The organism is Nocardioides okcheonensis, from assembly GCF_020991065.1.
Classification (GTDB): Bacteria; Actinomycetota; Actinomycetes; order Propionibacteriales; family Nocardioidaceae; genus Nocardioides; species Nocardioides okcheonensis.
Genome location: NZ_CP087710.1, coordinates 320,215 through 336,970, shown reverse-complemented (window position 1 = coordinate 336,970; position 16,756 = coordinate 320,215). Strand labels below are relative to the sequence as shown.

The 16,756-nt window shown below is 73.0% G+C and carries 18 protein-coding genes; 9 read left to right on the top strand and 9 right to left on the bottom strand.

The genetic code is table 11. The features are described 5' to 3' along the window. Positions 1 to 37: 37 nt before the first annotated feature. Positions 38 to 2,731, bottom strand: a complete 2,694-nt coding sequence (acnA, locus tag LN652_RS01520) for an aconitate hydratase AcnA (protein WP_230442954.1) — start codon at positions 2,729 to 2,731, stop codon at positions 38 to 40. 151 nt (positions 2,732 to 2,882) lie between these two features. Between acnA and LN652_RS01515 the strand changes: the two genes are divergently transcribed. Further along, the gene (locus LN652_RS01515) at positions 2,883 to 3,422 is read left to right on the top strand and encodes an AAA family ATPase (protein ID WP_230442953.1); all 540 of its coding nucleotides are present in this window, start codon (positions 2,883 to 2,885) and stop codon (positions 3,420 to 3,422) included. 53 nt (positions 3,423 to 3,475) lie between these two features. Here the strand turns inward: LN652_RS01515 and LN652_RS01510 are convergent, their stop codons facing one another. Both LN652_RS01510 and LN652_RS01505 read right to left on the bottom strand, forming a co-directional pair. Further along, entirely contained in the window at positions 3,476 to 4,078 is a 603-nt protein-coding gene (locus LN652_RS01510) for a response regulator transcription factor (protein WP_230442952.1), read from the bottom strand. Then, positions 4,075 to 5,337, bottom strand: a complete 1,263-nt coding sequence (locus LN652_RS01505) for a sensor histidine kinase (protein WP_230442951.1) — start codon at positions 5,335 to 5,337, stop codon at positions 4,075 to 4,077. Before LN652_RS01505 ends, LN652_RS01510 begins: the two co-directional genes overlap by 4 nt. Positions 5,338 to 5,449: 112 nt before the next feature. Here LN652_RS01505 and LN652_RS01500 point away from each other — a divergent pair, with 112 nt between their 5' ends. From LN652_RS01500 to LN652_RS01490, 3 genes are read left to right on the top strand one after another with little or no spacing between them, the layout of a single operon-like run. Next, complete coding sequence (locus tag LN652_RS01500) at positions 5,450 to 6,379, top strand: ABC transporter ATP-binding protein (RefSeq protein ID WP_230442950.1); 930 nt, start codon at positions 5,450 to 5,452, stop codon at positions 6,377 to 6,379. A gap of 33 nt (positions 6,380 to 6,412) precedes the next feature. Next, on the top strand, positions 6,413 to 7,132 hold the full coding sequence (locus tag LN652_RS01495; RefSeq protein WP_230442949.1) for an ABC transporter permease: 720 nt from the start codon (positions 6,413 to 6,415) through the stop codon (positions 7,130 to 7,132). Continuing rightward, positions 7,129 to 7,815, top strand: coding sequence for a GOLPH3/VPS74 family protein (locus LN652_RS01490; RefSeq protein WP_230442948.1), 687 nt, complete (start codon positions 7,129 to 7,131; stop codon positions 7,813 to 7,815). Before LN652_RS01495 ends, LN652_RS01490 begins: the two co-directional genes overlap by 4 nt. On the opposite strand, the gene LN652_RS01485 is transcribed toward LN652_RS01490, so the two are convergent. Together LN652_RS01485 and LN652_RS01480 are read right to left on the bottom strand one after the other, a co-directional pair. Next, the gene (locus LN652_RS01485) at positions 7,812 to 9,077 is read right to left on the bottom strand and encodes a class I SAM-dependent RNA methyltransferase (RefSeq protein WP_230442947.1); all 1,266 of its coding nucleotides are present in this window, start codon (positions 9,075 to 9,077) and stop codon (positions 7,812 to 7,814) included. The two genes, LN652_RS01490 and LN652_RS01485, sit on opposite strands and share 4 nt — an antisense overlap. Beyond that, positions 9,074 to 11,128, bottom strand: coding sequence for an APC family permease (locus LN652_RS01480; protein WP_230442946.1), 2,055 nt, complete (start codon positions 11,126 to 11,128; stop codon positions 9,074 to 9,076). Before LN652_RS01480 ends, LN652_RS01485 begins: the two co-directional genes overlap by 4 nt. A 55-nt stretch (positions 11,129 to 11,183) precedes the next feature. On the opposite strand from LN652_RS01480, the gene LN652_RS01475 reads away from it, so the two are divergent. Both LN652_RS01475 and LN652_RS01470 read left to right on the top strand, forming a co-directional pair. After that, the gene (locus LN652_RS01475) at positions 11,184 to 11,846 is read left to right on the top strand and encodes a potassium channel family protein (RefSeq protein WP_230442945.1); all 663 of its coding nucleotides are present in this window, start codon (positions 11,184 to 11,186) and stop codon (positions 11,844 to 11,846) included. Between the two features lie 30 nt (positions 11,847 to 11,876). Further along, positions 11,877 to 12,548 carry a potassium channel family protein gene (locus tag LN652_RS01470; protein WP_230442944.1) on the top strand — a complete coding sequence of 224 codons (672 nt, stop codon included), beginning with the start codon at positions 11,877 to 11,879 and terminating at the stop codon, positions 12,546 to 12,548. Here the strand turns inward: LN652_RS01470 and LN652_RS01465 are convergent. The 4 genes from LN652_RS01465 to dut are packed head-to-tail and all read right to left on the bottom strand — an operon-like array spanning position 12,525 to position 14,762. Then, positions 12,525 to 13,271, bottom strand: coding sequence for a DUF3159 domain-containing protein (locus tag LN652_RS01465; RefSeq protein WP_230442943.1), 747 nt, complete (start codon positions 13,269 to 13,271; stop codon positions 12,525 to 12,527). The two genes, LN652_RS01470 and LN652_RS01465, sit on opposite strands and share 24 nt — an antisense overlap. After that, positions 13,268 to 13,627 carry an OB-fold nucleic acid binding domain-containing protein gene (locus tag LN652_RS01460; protein ID WP_230442942.1) on the bottom strand — a complete coding sequence of 120 codons (360 nt, stop codon included), beginning with the start codon at positions 13,625 to 13,627 and terminating at the stop codon, positions 13,268 to 13,270. The genes LN652_RS01465 and LN652_RS01460 overlap by 4 nt, the downstream gene beginning before the upstream one ends. A 3-nt stretch (positions 13,628 to 13,630) precedes the next feature. Then, on the bottom strand, positions 13,631 to 14,296 hold the full coding sequence (locus LN652_RS01455; protein WP_230442941.1) for a DUF3710 domain-containing protein: 666 nt from the start codon (positions 14,294 to 14,296) through the stop codon (positions 13,631 to 13,633). 28 nt (positions 14,297 to 14,324) lie between these two features. Continuing rightward, the gene (dut, locus tag LN652_RS01450) at positions 14,325 to 14,762 is read right to left on the bottom strand and encodes a dUTP diphosphatase (protein ID WP_230444801.1); all 438 of its coding nucleotides are present in this window, start codon (positions 14,760 to 14,762) and stop codon (positions 14,325 to 14,327) included. A gap of 153 nt (positions 14,763 to 14,915) precedes the next feature. Here dut and LN652_RS01445 point away from each other — a divergent pair, with 153 nt between their 5' ends. From LN652_RS01445 to LN652_RS01435, 3 genes are all read left to right on the top strand, one after another. Further along, positions 14,916 to 15,374 (top strand): DUF3093 domain-containing protein, encoded by a 459-nt coding sequence (locus LN652_RS01445; RefSeq protein ID WP_230442940.1) that lies wholly within the window; start codon positions 14,916 to 14,918, stop codon positions 15,372 to 15,374. A 9-nt stretch (positions 15,375 to 15,383) separates the two neighbouring features. Next, positions 15,384 to 15,710, top strand: coding sequence for a DUF4235 domain-containing protein (locus tag LN652_RS01440; RefSeq protein WP_230442939.1), 327 nt, complete (start codon positions 15,384 to 15,386; stop codon positions 15,708 to 15,710). A 447-nt stretch (positions 15,711 to 16,157) separates the two neighbouring features. Continuing rightward, positions 16,158 to 16,754 carry a helix-turn-helix domain-containing protein gene (locus LN652_RS01435; RefSeq protein ID WP_230442938.1) on the top strand — a complete coding sequence of 199 codons (597 nt, stop codon included), beginning with the start codon at positions 16,158 to 16,160 and terminating at the stop codon, positions 16,752 to 16,754. Positions 16,755 to 16,756: the final 2 nt, after the last annotated feature.

Sequence of the window (16,756 nt, the reverse complement as noted above, 5' to 3'; positions counted from 1 at the left end):
CCCGGACACGGCCCGACGGGGTCCGCTCAGCGGTGGGTCAGCTGCGCAGCAGGTTGCGCAGGACGTACTGCATGATGCCGCCGTTGCGGTAGTAGTTCGCCTCGCCCGGGGTGTCGATCCGGACGACGGCCTCGAACTCGCTGGTCTCGCCGTGCGCCATGTCGGTGCCGGGAGCCGGCTCCACCTTGACCGTCACGGTCTTCGGGGTGGTGCCGTCGTTGAGCTCGGTGATGCCGGAGATCGAGATGACCTCGGCACCGGTGAGGCCCAGGTCCTCGGCGGTCTTGCCGGCCGGGAACTGCAGCGGGATGACGCCCATGCCGATCAGGTTCGAGCGGTGGATGCGCTCGTAGGACTCGGCGATGACGGCCTTCACGCCGAGCAGCGCGGTGCCCTTGGCGGCCCAGTCGCGCGAGGAGCCGGAGCCGTACTCCTTGCCCGCCAGGACGACCAGCGGGGTGCCGGCGGCCTGGTAGTTCTGGCTCGCCTCGAACACGCTGGTGACGTCACCGTCGGTGGTGGTGAAGTCGCGCGTCACGCCGCCCTCGGTGCCCGGCGCGAGCTGGTTGCGCAGGCGGATGTTGGCGAACGTGCCGCGGATCATGACCTCGTGGTTGCCGCGGCGCGAGCCGTAGGAGTTGAAGTCGCGCTGCTCCACGCCGTGCTCGGCGAGGTAGCGGCCCGCGGGGCTGTCCTTCTTGATCGCGCCGGCCGGGCTGATGTGGTCGGTGGTGACCGAGTCGCCGAGCTTGAGCAGGACGCGGGCGCCGACGATGTCGGTGACCGGCTCCGGCTCGGTGGGCATGCCGTCGAAGTAGGGCGCGCGGCGCACGTAGGTGCTGCTCTCGTCCCACTCGAAGGTGTTGCCCTCCGGGGTGGGGAGCGACTGCCAGCGCTCGTCGCCGGCGAAGACGTCCTTGTAGGACTCGCCGAACATCTCCGAGTTGATCGCGCGGGCGATCGTCTCCTCGACCTCGGACGGGCTGGGCCAGATGTCGCGGAGGAAGACGTCGTTGCCGTCCTGGTCCTGGCCGAGGGCGTCCTCGAACAGGTCGAGGTCCATCGAGCCGGCCAGCGCGTAGGCGACCACCAGCGGCGGCGACGCGAGGTAGTTCATCTTGATGTCCGGGTTGATCCGGCCCTCGAAGTTGCGGTTGCCCGACAGCACGGAGGTGACCGCGAGGTCGGCCTCGTTGACGGCGGCGCTGACCTCGGGGATGAGCGGGCCGGAGTTGCCGATGCAGGTGGTGCAGCCGTAGCCGACGAGGTTGAAGCCGAGCTTGTCGAGGTACGGCGTGAGGCCGGCGCGGTCGTAGTAGTCCGAGACGACCTTGGAGCCGGGCGCGAGCGTGGTCTTGACCCACGGCTTGCGCGAGAGGCCCTTCTCCACCGCGTTCTTGGCGAGCAGGGCGGCACCGATCATCACGCTCGGGTTCGAGGTGTTGGTGCACGAGGTGATGGCCGCGATCGTGACGGCGCCGTGGCCGATCTCGAGCTCCTGGCCGTCGAGGTTGACGGTCGCCTTCGCGTCCTTGTCCTCGGTGTAGTCGGAGAGCGCCTTCTGGAAGCTCTCCCGGGCCTTGGTGACCTCGACGCGGTCCTGCGGGCGCTTCGGGCCGGCCAGGGACGGGACGACGGTGGAGACGTCGAGCTCGAGGCGCTCGCTGTAGCGCGGCTCGGCGCTCGGGTCGTGCCAGAGGCCCTGCTCCTTGGCGTAGGCCTCGACGAGCGCGAGCTGCTCCTCGGAGCGGCCGGTGAGGCGGAGGTAGTCGACGGTCTGGTCGTCGATCGGGAAGACCGCGATCGTCGAGCCGAACTCCGGGCTCATGTTGCCGATCGTGGCGCGGTTGGCCAGCGGCAGCGCGGAGACGCCCTCGCCGTAGAACTCCACGAACTTCCCGACCACGCCGTGCTCGCGGAGCATCTCGGTGATGGTCAGCACCAGGTCGGTGGCGGTGGAACCCTCGGGCAGCTCGCCCGACAGCTTGAAGCCGACGACGCGCGGGATCAGCATGGAGACCGGCTGGCCGAGCATCGCGGCCTCGGCCTCGATGCCGCCGACGCCCCAGCCGACCACGCCGATGCCGTTGACCATCGTGGTGTGGGAGTCGGTGCCGACGCAGGTGTCGGGGTAGGCGACGCCGTCGCGCACCATGACCACGCGGGCGAGGTGCTCGATGTTGACCTGGTGGACGATGCCGGTGCCGGGCGGGACGACCTTGAAGTCGTCGAAGGCGCCCTGGCCCCAGCGGAGGAACTGGTAGCGCTCGCGGTTGCGCTCGTACTCGATCTCGACGTTCTTCTCGAACGCGGCGGGCGTGCCGAAGACGTCGGCGATCACGGAGTGGTCGATGACCATCTCGGCGGGGGCGAGCGGGTTGATCTTGGTGGCGTCGCCGCCGAGCTCGGCCATCGCCTCGCGCATGGTGGCGAGGTCGACGACGCAGGGGACGCCGGTGAAGTCCTGCATGATCACGCGGGCGGGCGTGAACTGGATCTCCTGGTCGGGGGCCGCGCTGGCGTCCCAGCCGGCGATCGCCTTGATGTGGTCGGCGGTGATGTCGGCGCCGTCCTCGGTGCGGAGCAGGTTCTCCAGCAGCACCTTCAGCGAGAAGGGCAGGCTCTCGACGTCGAGGCCCTCTCCCTCCACCGCGCCGAGGCGGTAGATCTCGTAGGACTGTCCGTCCACGTCCAGGGTGCCCTTGGCACCGAAGCTGTCCTGACTGGCCATCAGCCATCTCCTCGGGGATCTCGTGGGTACGCAGCCATCCTGCCCTCGCTGGCGAGGTGACGGGAAGGCGCGCGTCCCGCATCTTCAGACGTCGCAGTATCTTGACGTCAAGATACCACAGGAGGTCACGCGCCTCGGTACCCTCCCGGGCGTGCCGTCACTCCTCCACCTCAACGGTCCCTCGGGCGTGGGCAAGTCGACGCTCGCCCGCGCCCACGCCGACGCCCACCCGGGCGCGCTGCTCTGCGACATCGACGAGCTGCGGTCGTGGGTGTCGGGCTGGGAGGACGACTTCGTCGGCACCGGCAACGCGGTGCGCACCTCCGCCCTCGCCCTGGTCACCGCCTACCTGGCGACCGGCCGCGACGTGGTGCTCCCCCAGCTCATCGTGACGCCGAGCGAGTGCGCCCGCTTCGAGGCGGCCGCCGCCGAGGCGGGAGCGGCGTACGTCGGCGTGGTGCTGGACGTGTCGCCGGACCTCCTCCTCGAGCGGCTGCACGCCCGCGCCGTGACACCGGTGACCGCCGTCGTGTCGCGGATCATCGAGGAGCGCGGCGGCGACGACCTGGTGCTGCGCGGTCGCCGGGACCTCCTCGACCTCGCGCCGCGGCAGGGATGGACGGTCGTCGACGCGACGGACCGGGACGCGGCGCTGGCACGCCTCGCGGCGCTCGTGTCCGACGAGCGCTGACCGCTCGACCTGCTCGATGTCGCCGTAGCGGGCGATCCGGCGGCCCTCCCCGCTCAGATCCACCCGCGCTCGCGGGCGAGGTCGACGGCCTGGTGGCGCGTCGACACGGCGAGCTTGCCCAGGATCGAGGAGACGTGGTTGCGCACCGTGCCCTCCGACAGGTGCAGCGCCACCGCGATCTCGGCCCCGGAGGCGTGGCCCGCTGCCGCCCGCAGCACGTCCAGCTCCCGGTCGGTGAGCGGGCTGCGCTCGGCCGACAGCGCGTCGGCCGCGATCTGCGGGTCGACGTACCTCCGCCCGGCGGCGACCTCACGGATCACCTCGGCCACCTCGCTGGCGGGGCGCGACTTGGGCAGGAACCCGTCCACCCCGACACCGAGGGCCCGCCGCAGCACCCCGGGGCGGGCGTGCCGGGTGACCACGATGCACCGCGTCGGCACGCTGCGGCGCAGCCGCTCGGCGACCTCGACGCCGTCGAGCTCCGGCATCTCGAGGTCGACCACGCACACGTCGGGGACCAGGCGGGTCGCCTCCGCGACCGCCTCGGCGCCGTCGCGGCACTCGGCCACCACCTCGATGTCGTCCTCGAGCCCCAGCAGCGAGGCCAGCGCGGTGCGGATCATGTGCTCGTCGTCGGCGAGCAGCACCCTGATCATCGGTCTCCTCCCCGATCGTCGTCCTGCCGTCCGGCCCCGGCGCCCGGCACGGTGGCCGACACCTCGAACCGGTCGTGGTCGCTGCTGACCTCGACGTGGCCTCCGACCGCGCGCACGCGTTCGCCGATCCCCCGCAGGCCGTTGCCGGTCGCCTCGCGGGGTTCCCCGCCACCGGGGTCAGCGACGTCGTTGCGCGCGGTGAAGGTCCAGTCGTGCGCGCTGCGCCGGAGCGTCAGCGAGGCCCAGCCGCCCCCGCCGTGCTTCAGCACGTTGGTCGTGGTCTCCCGGATGATCGGGCCCAGGACGTCGGTCGGCGCCTGTCCTGCCTGGTGGGCCACGCTGAGCTCGACCCGGATGCCGGCCGCCCGCAGCAGGTCGGCGGCGTTGGCCAGCTCGTCGGCGAGCGGCACCCCGCGGAACCGCGTGGCGAGGTCCCGGGTGCCCTCGCGCGCGTCGTCGACCGACGACCTGGCTGCCCGGACCTGGTCGAGCGCCGCCGCCGGGTCGCGGGCGAGGAGCCGCTCGGCCAGCTCCAGCTGGAGGGCGATCACCTGCAGGTGGTGGCCCTGCAGGTCGTGGACGTCGTTGGCCAGGCGCAGCCGCTCCTGGGTCGCGGCGAGCCTCCCCGCCGCGGCCCGGGCGTGGTCGAGCTCCTCGACGATGTCCCACCACCACAGCGCGAAGGCCGAGGTCGACGGGAGCAGCACGGCGTAGACGGTCGCCGGCGTGGCCCCCGCGGGCAGCGGGGTCGGGCGGAGCCCGAGCGACACGTCGACCAGGCACAGCAGCCCGAGGGCGACCGTGAGCCCGAGGCACACCCTCCGCCGCGCTCCGACCGACTCCTTGAGCAGCACGACCGTCTGCGCGACCACGGCGCCGGCGACGAGCAGCATGCCCGTGGCGGCCAGGAGCAGGGCGCTCGCGGCGCCGGCGGCGACGACCGGGACCGTCCGCCCGGCGGGCCACGGGACTCCACCGCTGCGCTCGCGCCGGGGCGCGGCACGGTAGGACCGCAGCAGCCAGCCGGACGCCGCGACCCACGCCGTCGCGCCGAGGAGGAAGGACGCCCGGCGCCAGGACGAGCCTTCCCAGGTGGGCGCCACGACCGGCGCCCACAGCGCCAGGATCACCACCTCGAACGACAGCACCACCAGCGCGGTGACCAGCCACGTCGCCGCGACGCCGCGGCCACGTGCGGCGGCCCGGCCGTCACCCGGTGACGGGCGGGCCTCGACGACGGGCGGTGCGATCGGCTTCACGCCCGCAAACGTAGCGGCGTGACATCGTGTCATGGGTCGCCCTGACGGCGTCACGACAGCCGGTGACACCGGCTCACTGGGCGCGGGCCGCGTCCGACGGTGACATGGAGCCATGTCAACCGCACCCGTCATCGACGTCGAGAACCTCCACCTCCGCTACGGCGACTTCCAGGCCGTGAGGGACGTGTCGTTCCAGGTCCAGCGCGGCGAGCTCTACGCCCTGCTCGGCACCAACGGCGCAGGCAAGACCTCGACCCTGGAGATCATCGAGGGGCACCGCAGGCCCACCTCCGGCGAGGTGCGGGTCTTCGGCAGGAGCCCGCGCGAGCGCGGGGCCGTTCGCCCGAAGCTCGGCATCATGCTCCAGGAGAGCGGGTTCTCGCCCGACCTCACCGTGAAGGAGTCGGTGCAGCTGATCGGCGCCCTCACCCTGCGCGAGGACCGCGTCGAGCGCGTCCTGGGGGTCGTCGACCTCACCCGCAAGGCCGGCACGCTGGTCTCGCAGCTCTCCGGCGGCGAGAAGCGACGCCTCGACTTCGCGACCGCCGTCTGGGGCTCCCCCGAGCTGGTGTTCCTCGACGAGCCCACCACCGGCCTCGACATCTCGTCGCGCGACGACCTCTGGACGGCCGTGGACGAGCTCCGCAACGGCGGGGCGACGGTCGTGCTGACCACGCACTACCTCGAGGAGGCCCAGCAGCGCGCCGACCGCGTCGGGCTGATGCACCGCGGCGAGCTGCGGCGCGAGGGGTCGGTCGCCGAGCTCACCCGTCAGCTTCCCGGTGTCATCCGGTTCGGCCTCCCGCCGACCGCGCCCCGGCCGCCGGTGGAGGCGTCGTCGCAGCCCGACGGGACCCACGTCGTCGAGACGTTCGCCCTGGCCCGCGACCTCAAGCACCTGCTCCAGTGGGCCGACGACCACCGCGTCGAGCTCCAGGGGCTGTCCGCCGGACCCACCCGCCTCGACGACGTCTTCCGGACCCTCGACGCCGACGACCCGGCGCAGCCGGCTCCGTCCGCTGCCTCCGCTGCGCGCTCCTGATCCGTCCCCTCCCCACCGACCGAAGGACCTCTCATGCTCACCATCGCTCGTCACGAGCTGACCCAGATCGTGCGCAACCGGGCCGTGCTCGTCGCCGGTCTCCTCATCCCCCTCGCCGTCAGCGCCAGCCTCGTCTGGCAGCACGACACCTTCGAGGACGTCGGGAGCCTGGGCTACGTCGCCTCGACCGTCGTGCTGACCATCACCGCCTTCAGCCTCTACTCCACCGTCGTCACCACCCTGGCCTCGCGACGCCAGAACCTCTTCCTGAAGCGGCTCCGGTCCACCGCGGCACGCGACCACGAGATCCTGGGCGGTCTCGTCCTCCCGGCGACCGCGCTCGCCGTGGTCCAGCTGGCGGGGGTCCTGGCGGTCCTCGCCGCCGTCGCCGGTCCGCCGGCACGGGTCGCCCTGGTCGCGGCGGGGGTCCTCGCCACCATCGCCATGATGCTGGGGCTCGGTCTCGCGACCGCCGGGCTCACGAGCTCGCCCGAGCACGCGCAGGTGACCACGCTCCCGGTCAGCCTCGGCACCATCGCCGTGGGGATCTGGGTGGGCATCAGCGGCACCGAGGAGCTCGGCCTGGTCAAGCGACTGCTCCCCGGGGGTGCCGCGACCGAGCTGATGACGGACGCCTGGAACGGCGGCGTGCCCGTCGCCGACTCCCTCGTCCTGCTCGCCCCCACGCTCGCGTGGGTCGCCGTCGCCGTGTTCCTCGCCCTGCGCCTGTTCCGCTGGGAGCCGCGCCGATGACCCACGACACCGCCCCGACCGACGCCCTGGTCGTCGACGACCTGGCCCTGCTCCTGTTCGACCCGCGCACCGGCGCCGTGGTCGGCGACGGGATGCCGCTGTTCCACGTGCTGGCGGGGGCGGTGCTGATCGACCTGGTCGTCGCGGACCGGGTCCGCCTCGAGCATCCGCGACGCGGCCTCGACCAGGTCCGGACCGTCGGCGGCACCCGCCCCGAGACGCCCGTGCTGGCCACCGCGTGGGACGAGATCGACCGCAAGCCGATGGACGTCTACACGATGGTGCTGGTGCTCGGCCCGCGGCTCCGCGACCCCGTGCTCGACCGCCTCGTCGAGCGCGGGCACCTCCGTCGGGAGCCCGGACGTGGCCTGTTCCGCGTCGCGCGGCTCGCGGAGGCGGACGGCACGAGGCGCCGCGACCTGGTGGCCGCGATGCGTGACGTGCTGGTCGACGGAGCCCCGCCGAGCACGCACCACGCCGCCGTCGCGGCGTTGCTGTCGGCCAGCGGCCAGCTCGCCGCGATGCACGCCGACATCCCGTGGTCGGGCGAGGTGCACACCCGCGGGAAGAAGCTCGAGAGGTCCGCCTGGGCGGCCACGACCGCCGGTCAGGCCGTGCAGGTCGGCATGGCGAGCCTGATCGCCACCAACCTGTTCACGGCCACGAGCATCCTCGCCGACTAGCGCCTCTCCAGCAGGGCCACGCACTCCACGTGGTGGGTCATCGGGAACAGGTCGAAGGCCCGGACCGCGGTGAGCTCGTAGCCGTGCTCGGCGAAGATCGCCACGTCGCGGCCCAGCGCCGCCGGGTCGCAGGCGACGTACGCCACCGCGCGGGGGCGGCGGTCGACGACCTGCTCCACGACGGCACGCTTGGCGCCCTCCCGGGGCGGGTCGAGGACCACGAGGTCGAAGGGCTCGTCGTAGCCCGCGCGCAGGACGCGGTCGACCGGCCCGCACTCGACGGTGGCGCGCTCGAGGGCGGCGAGGTTGGCCCTCGCGTGCCGGCAGGCGTCGCGGTCGGCCTCGACGGCGACGACCCGCGCCCCGGTCGTCGCGCCGACGAACCGGGCGAACAGGCCGACGCCGGCGTAGAGGTCGAGGGCGGCCTCCCCCGGCTTCGGGTCCAGCAGGTCCATCACCGTCTCCACCAGGACGCGCGGGGCCTCGGGGTGCACCTGCCAGAAGCCGTCGGCGGCGACGGTGAAGGCGTGTGTCGCGTCGCCGGCGGCGACGTCGTGGGTGATCGGGTCTCGTGACGGGCGCTGCGCGCCCTCCTCGACCAGCGGTCCGCGCTGCGCGCCCTCCTCGACCAGCGGTCCGCGCTGCGCGCCCTCCTCGACCAGCGGTCCGACAGCGTCACCCGGGCGGGCGCCGTCGGCGGCGATCAGGCAGTCGTCGACGGGGACCAGGTCGTGCGAGCGGTGCGCGCGCATCGCCGGCGTGCCGTCCGGGAGGGCGGCGTAGCGCTGGCGGGTGCGCCACCGCAGGCCGTCGTCGGGACGACCCGGGACCGGGACGCCCTCGACGTGCAGGCCGACGACCGGGTCGGAGCCGGCGTCGAGGCGGCCGAGCCGGACCAGCTGCTCGCGGACGACGGCGGTCTTGAGGTCGCGCTGCGCGGGGACGGCGACGTGCTGGAAGTCGCAGCCGCCGCACAGGCCGGGACCGGCGACCGGGCAGGGCGCCGGGACCCGGTCGGGGGACGCCTCGAGGACCGACACCGCGTCACCGCGCCAGAACCGGTCGCCGTCGGTGCCCTCGGTCACCTCGACGACGACCCGCTCGCCCGGCAGCGCGTGCCGCACGAAGACGACGCGGGACTCCGGCTCGGGGAGCCGCGCGACGCAGTGGCCGCCGTGGGCGACCGGCCCGACCACGACCTCGAACCGCTCGCCTGCGCGGGACCGACCGCGGGGCTTGCGGGGTCGTGCGTGCCGGCTCACAGGTCGTCGATCCGGCGGGTGGAGTCCCCGCGCGAGAACACCCGTCCGCGGCGCAGGTCTCCGGCGTGCACGCGGACCTCGTCGCGCTCCTCGCGCTCCTGGGCGGCCAGCGACGAGCGCAGCTGGTAGGGCACCGAGATCACCATGACGCCGGGCGTGAAGAGCAGCCGGCCCTTGAGCCGCAGCGCCGTCTGGTTGTGCAGCAGCTGCTCCCACCAGCGCCCGACGACGTACTCGGGGATGTAGACGGCGACCACGCCCCGCGGCGACGCGCGACGGATCTCCTGGGTGTACTCGACGATCGGCCGCACCACCTCGCGGTAGGGCGAGTGGAGCACCTTGAGCGGGATGTCGAGGTGCCGCTCGTCCCACTCCTCGAGCAGCCGGTGGGTGGCCTTGGCGTCGATGCTGACGTAGATCGCCTCGAGCACGTTGGGCCGGGTCGCCCGGGCGAACGCCAGCGCCCGCAGCGTCGGCTTGTGGAGCTTGGAGGCGAGCACGATCGCGTGGACCCGCGTCGGCATCACCTTGTCCTGCTCGTCGGCGGCGAGCTCGAGCTCGACCTGCGCGTAGTGACGCCCGATCGCCTTCATCAGCAGGAAGAAGAAGCCCATCGCGAGGATCGTGATCCACGCGCCGGCGAGGAACTTGGTGATCAGCACGATCACCAGGACGACGGCGGTCATGCCGAGGCCGAACGTGTTGATCGCCCGCGAGCGCATCATCCGTCGCCGGGCCGCCGGGTCGGTCTCGGTGCGCAGGTGGCGCGTCCAGTGGCGGATCATGCCGAGCTGGCTGAGGTTGAAGGACACGAAGACGCCGACGATGTAGAGCTGGATCAGCTTGGTGGTCTCGGCGTCGAAGACCCAGATCAGCAGGATCGACATCGCGGCCAGGAACACGATGCCGTTGCTGTAGGCCAGCCGGTCGCCGCGCGAGCCGAGCGAGCGCGGCGCGAGTCCGTCCTGGGCCAGGATCGACCCGAGCACCGGGAAGCCGTTGAACGCCGTGTTGGCCGCGAGCACCAGGATGATGCCGGTGACGGTGATCACGAAGTAGAAGCCCGGCGGGAAGTGGTCGAAGACCCCCGCCGCGATCTGGGCGATGACCGGGTGCTGGTCGTAGGAGTCCGGGACCGGGCCGCCCGTGGACGTGCGCAGCCGCTCGAGCTCGTGCGGGTCGACGTAGCGGATCGCCATCTGCTTGGCCAGCACGATGACGCTCATCATCATCGAGATCGCGATCATCCCGAGCAGGAGCAGGGTGGTGGCGGCGTTGCGGCTCTTCGGCTTGCGGAAGGCCGGCACGCCGTTGCTGATCGCCTCGACGCCGGTCAGCGCGGCACAGCCGGAGGAGAAGGCGCGCGCCAGCAGGAACAGCAGCGCCACCTGGCTCAGCGGGCCCTCCCAGCCCTCCTGCGGCTCGATGGTGAGCCCGGCGCTCTCGGCCTGCGGCAGGTCGCCGGCGAGCAGCCGCAGCAGGCCGTAGGCGCACATGCCGAGGATGGCGACCATGAAGAGGTAGGTCGGGACGGCGAAGAACGTGCCGGACTCGCGGACGCCGCGCAGGTTCATCGCGGTCAGCAGGGCGACGGCGACCACGCCGACCGTCGCCTCGTGGCCGATCAGCAGCGGGATCGCGCCGGCGGCGTACTGCGCGGCCGACGAGATCGACACCGCGACGGTGAGGACGTAGTCGACGAGCAGCGCGCTCGCGACGGTGACGCCGGCGTTGCGGCCGAGGTTGACCGTCGCGACCTCGTAGTCGCCGCCGCCGGACGGGTAGGCGTGGACGGTCTGGCGATAGCTCGCGACCACGGTGAGCATCACCAGCGCGACGGCGATGCCGATCTTCCAGGACCACACGTAGGTCGAGGCCCCGGCCACGGCCAGCATGATGAACACCTCGTCCGGGGCGTACGCCACCGACGACAGCGCGTCGCTCGCGAAGACGGGCAGCGCGATGCGCTTGGGCAGCAGGGTCTCGCCCAGCTGGCTGCTGCGCAGCTTGCGGCCCAGCAGGATCCGCTTGGAAACGTCGCCGACACTCACGGGCGCGAGCCTAGACCCGGGCGCGGCAGAAACCTTGCTGGGATACGGTTCACGGGTGCACGTCGTGATCATGGGTTGTGGCCGCGTCGGATCGACGCTCGCCCGCAGCCTCGAGGACCGCAACCACACCGTGTCGATCATCGACAGCGAGCCGGACGCCTTCCGCCGCCTCGGTCCCGAGTTCAACGGGGACAAGATCACCGGCTACGGCTTCGACCAGCAGGTGCTGGAGAAGGCCGGCATCCGGCGCGCCGACGCGTTCGCCGCGGTGTCCAGCGGTGACAACTCCAACATCATCGCGGCCCGGGTGGCGCGGGAGACCTTCGGCCTCCAGCAGGTCGTCGCGCGCATCTACGACCCCGGGCGCGCCGAGGTCTACCAGCGACTCGGCATCACCACGGTCGCCACCGTGAAGTGGACGGCCGACCAGGTCCTGCGCCGGCTGCTGCCGGCCGGCGCCGAGCCCGACTTCCGCGACCCGTCCGGCACCATCCGGGTCGACCACGTCCCGGTCCCGGAGGCCTGGATCGGCAGCCGCACCGTCGAGTTCCAGATGCAGTCGCGCAGCCGGATCGCCTGGATCGACCGCCTCGGCGAGGGCATGCTCCCGACCCGCGAGAGCGTCCTGCAGGAGGGCGACATGCTGCACCTCGTGATCCGCGAGGAGCACGCCGCCCACGCCTACGCCGTGCTCGAGTCCGGCCCCGAAGACGACTGACCCGCCCCCGAGACCAGGAGCACTGCACACATGCGCGTCGCCATCGCCGGAGCCGGGGCCGTGGGCCGATCGATCGCCCGCGAGCTGATCGAGAACGGCCACCAGGTCCTGCTCATCGACAAGAACCCCTCCTCCATCCGCCCCGAGCGGGTGCCCAACGCGGAGTGGCTGCTCGCCGACTCCTGCGAGCTGTCCTCGCTGGCCGAGGCGCAGCTGGGGACGTGCGAGGTGGTGATCGCCGCCACCGGCGACGACAAGGCCAACCTGGTCACCTCGCTGCTGGCCAAGACCGAGTTCGGCGTGCCGCGCACGGTCGGTCGGGTCAACCACCCCAACAACGAGTGGCTCTTCACCGAGGCCTGGGGCGTCGACGTCAACGTCTCGACCCCGCGCATCATGTCCGCGCTGGTCGAGGAGGCCGTCTCGGTCGGTGACCTCGTGCGGCTGTTCACCTTCCGGCAGGGCAACGCCAACCTCGTCGAGCTCACGCTCGCCGCCGACTCCCCCTACGTCGGCACGCCCAGCGGGCTGGTGCCGTTCCCCGACAACTGCGCGCTGGTGACCATCCTGCGCGACGGCCAGGTCTACACGCCCGACGCCGAGCAGCCGCTCGAGGCGGGCGACGAGCTGCTGTTCGTCGTCCCGGCCGAGGTCGAGGGCGAGCTCGAGCAGCTGCTCTCACCCGGTCGCGGCCTCGGCTGACGCCACCGGGGTGCGGTTGCGCGAGAGCAGCCAGACCATGGTGCCGAGCGCGGCCAGCTGGAGCGGCCAGCCGAGCACGATCTTCAGCACGCCCAGCGCGGCCACCGCCGCGTCCGCGTCGAGCGACCCCGACGAGCCGGCGAGCCAGATCGGCGCCTGGACGGCGACGCGGAGCGCGCACGGCAGCACGAGCAGCCACGTGAGGCGGCTGCAGAGCCGCACGACCTGGCGGTCGTCGTGCCAGGCCGTCGCGTCGCCGGTGATGCTGCCGACCATGAAGCCGACCAGCGGCCAGCCGATGAGGCAGGTCAGCGCCAGCACCACGGCGTACCCGCCGTTGTAGAGGATGCCCGGCAGGAAGTAGGCCAGCGCCTGGTCCTCCGCCGACCCGCCGGACGCGGCCGAGCGGTGGACGAAGTACCAGCCGATGGCGATGCCGAACAGCGCGTTGACCACGAACTGCACCGTCGAGCGCTGGACCAGCCGGATCGCGAGCAGCACGAGCGCCGCCCCGATGCTCACGACGAGGGCGGTGTCGAGGTCGCGCCGGGTCAACCAGGTGACGGTGAACAAGAGGGTGGGCACGGCCGCCTCCGCCATGCCACGTCGACCGCCGAGCGCCTTGGCGAGCTGCCCGCGCACCACCTCCTCGACCGTCGACGCCCCCACCGGCCGCGCGGCGGTGTCCGGGCTGGTGGGCCGGTCGTCGTCCGGAGCGGTCACGGGCGCAGCTCGTAACGCGGGTTGAACATGATCGGGACCCCACCCTGGCGGCCGATGCAGCCGGCGACGGTGACCGAGCGCCCCGGCTCGACGCCGGAGATGCGCCGGCGGCCCAGCCACACGAGCGTGATCGTGCCGGAGCCGTCGTCGAGCTCGGCCTCGAGCGCCGGGACCCCGCCGCGCGGGCGCAGCGTCACGGTCCGGAAGACGCCGTTGACCACGACGTGCTCGCGCTCGGGCGCGTCGGCGATCGCCACCGCGTCCTGGCTGGTGTGGGTCTGGCGCAGGTCACGCTGGTGCTGGTCCTGGCTGTCGGCCCACCGGGACAGGGCCTGGCGGACCCGGCTCTTGGGCACGGCTCACCTCACCCGTCGGGCGTCGTCGGGCAGCTTCACCGGCAGCGGCTCGCCGACGGGCATGGCCTGCTCGCCGCGGCGCACGACGACCTGCGCCAGCGCGTCCTCCCACTCGGGGACGGCGTCCGGCTCGATCGCGGGCCGGCCGAGGAACGAGGCGCGCAGCATCCACCGCGCGCCGTTGATGCCGACGATCCGCGACGGCTGGGTCGCCGCCGTGCCGTCGGGTCGCTGCACGGGGAGCCGGCACACCAGCTCGGTGCCCCAGCGGCCCTCGCGCTCCTCGACGGCGCCGCCGCGACGCACGATGTCCTCGGCGATCTGCGGGCGCACGGTCGACCACAGGTCACCGTTGCGCGGGGCGGCGAACGCCTGGAACTCGCAGGCGCCGTCCTGGCCGGCGAGCATCACGGCACGCACCTCGCCGGAGGCCTCGTCGACCTGCAGGCGCAGCTCGCGGTCCGCGATCGCCGGGACCAGCACCGAGCCGAGGTCGGCACGCTCGGTGCCGTCGCCCTCCACGTCGGACAGGTCGAAGGGACCGTCGGTCCGCGGCGTCGCGGAGGCACCGGCCCCGGGCGCGTCGGCGGAGGCGTCCGTCGCCGCCGCGTCCGTCGCGGCGCCGTCCCCCGTCGTGGCGGTCTGTTCGGCCTTGCGGCGCAACCTCACGTCAGAACTCCTTCGTGCTCGTTCCGGCTCACGGGCGCGAACCGGTACCTGTAGAACCGTAGCCCCCGGCGCCGCGGGACGACTCCGGCAGCACCCCCACCTCGACGAACCTGGCCCGCTCGTACCGCTGGACCACCAGCTGGGCGATCCGGTCACCGCGGGCCAGGGTCACCGGCTCGGCCGGGTCGTGGTTGACCAGCAGCACCTTGATCTCCCCCCGATAACCGGCATCGACGGTGCCCGGGGTGTTGACGATCGACAGGCCGTGACGCGCCGCGAGGCCCGACCGCGGGTGGATCAGGGCGACGTAGCCGTCGGGGAGTGCGATCGACAGCCCGGTCGGCACGAGCGCCCGCTCGCCGGGGGCGAGGGTGAGGTCGACCGTCGTGTGGAGGTCCGCGCCGGCGTCGCCCGGGTGGGCGTACGACGGGAGCGGCAGGTCGGGGTCCAGGCGCACCACCGCGATCTCGAGGTCCGCGTTCTCAGGCGCCGCGTTCTGGGGCGCCGCGTTCTGGGGCGCCGCGTTCTGGGGCGCCGCGTTGTCGGGGTCCGCGGGCGGGTGGGGCGTGGGGCGTGGGTCGTGGTCGGGCACGAGGAGGCAATCTATAGGCTCTGCGCCGTGGACTACGCCGAACGCCTCACCGTGCCGCTGCGCTGGTGGGCGCAGGGGACGATGCTGGTGGCGTCGCTCTGGCTGGCTGTCCTCGCCGCGACGCCCGGCCCGGTCGCGTGGTCCGCGACCTTCGCCGCGCTCGCCCTGATGATCGCCCTGTTCGTCGCCTACGGCAGGGCGCGCGTCTCGGTCGGCGACGGCGAGCTGCGGGCCGGTCGCGCCCACATCCCCCTCGCGCACGTCGGTGAGGTCACGGCCCTCGAGCCCGACGAGATGCGCCGGCTCGCCGGCCGCGACGCCGACGCCCGGGCCCACCTGCTCCTGCGGCCGTACCTCAAGCGAGGCGTCCGCGTCGAGGTCACCGACCCAGCCGACCCCACGCCCTACTGGCTGGTCAGCTGCCGACGCCCCGACCGGCTGGTCTCGGCCGTGCGGGTGAACCGCACCGGCCCGCACGCTGGGTAGGGTTGGGCCATGGCCTCCACGGACTCGAACAGCAAGTTCTACTCGGCGTTCTCGCTCGTCGCAGCGATCGGCGCAGCATCGATCGCCAAGAAGGCCCTCAACACCACCTGGCGCGCCACCACCGGCAAGAACCCTCCGGCCAACCCGGCCGACCCCGACGTCAGCCTCGCCGAGGCCGTCATGTGGGCCACGGTGAGCGGCACCCTGATCGGCGTCGCGCGGATGCTCGCCACCCGCCGGGCTGCCCACTACTACGCCCGGTCCACGGGCCACCTCCCGCCGCAGCTCCAGAAGGACGGCCAGGACGCCGCCAAGGCGCCCGCGCCCCAGTCCTGACCCACCCCCGACCCACCCTCGCGATGTGTCCCGGGCGCCCCTCCGCCTTGAGTCGCCCAGAGACTCACCAGTCCCGCGCTGCCCTCCCACGCGCCGCTGCGCCCTGAGTCGCCCAGAGACTCATCAGACCGGCGCGGCCCTCGCGGGCGCCCCTGCGCCCTGAGTCGCCCAGGGACTTACGGACCAGTGTCGGCAGCGCACCGGACCACCGGGCGTCCACAGGCACGCCCCGGACCCGGTGGCGAGGCCCCCTGTGGAGAGCGCTGGTTCCGCTGTCGGGGCCGAGAACTGGGATGGCCGGCACGACACGCGTCCGACCGGGGACGCGGACGGACCGGGACGGGGCGAGGCATGGACACGGTGGACATCGGGCGCGGGGCAGCCGAGCCGACGGATCAGCCGACGGATCAGCTGGCGCAGGGCTCCGCGGGGACTCCCTGGGAGACGATGGCGGACTGGACCGAGGCCGAGCGCGAGGTCTGGGCGATGGGCCCGTTCGACGGAGGGATCCCCGGGTTCGTACGACGCGTGCGACGCGTCCTGGACGTCTCGCAGCGGGGCCTGGCGGCGCGACTCGGGGTGTCGCAGTCCGTCGTCGCGCGATGGGAGACCGGGCGCACGAGTCCGCGCTCGTGCGTGCTCCTGCGGATGCTGCGGATGGCGCGGCTGGTGGTCACGGTGCGTGACGAGGCCTCGGGCGAGACGGTGGCGCCGATGCGGGCCGACGGGGCGCGCACCCGCGGCGGGAGCCGCTTCCCGGCCCACACCGACCTGCGGGTCAAGGGGTGGTGGATGCCGCGGCACCTGCGCACGTGGACCAGCGTCGAGGCCCACCAGTGGGCGCAGCGGTCACGTGAGGCCAGGGATCCCGCGATCGGCTACCGGACGTCGCCGTACGTCAAGCGCATCGAGCGGTTCCTGCTGGGCACGCCGGACGACCACCCGGCGCTCCACCAGCTGGTCGCCGAGATGCAGCACCTCGACGAGTGTCGCGAGGAGCGGCGCCGGGCGGCCCGGGCACGACACAGCGCCCGTCCTCGGTGAGG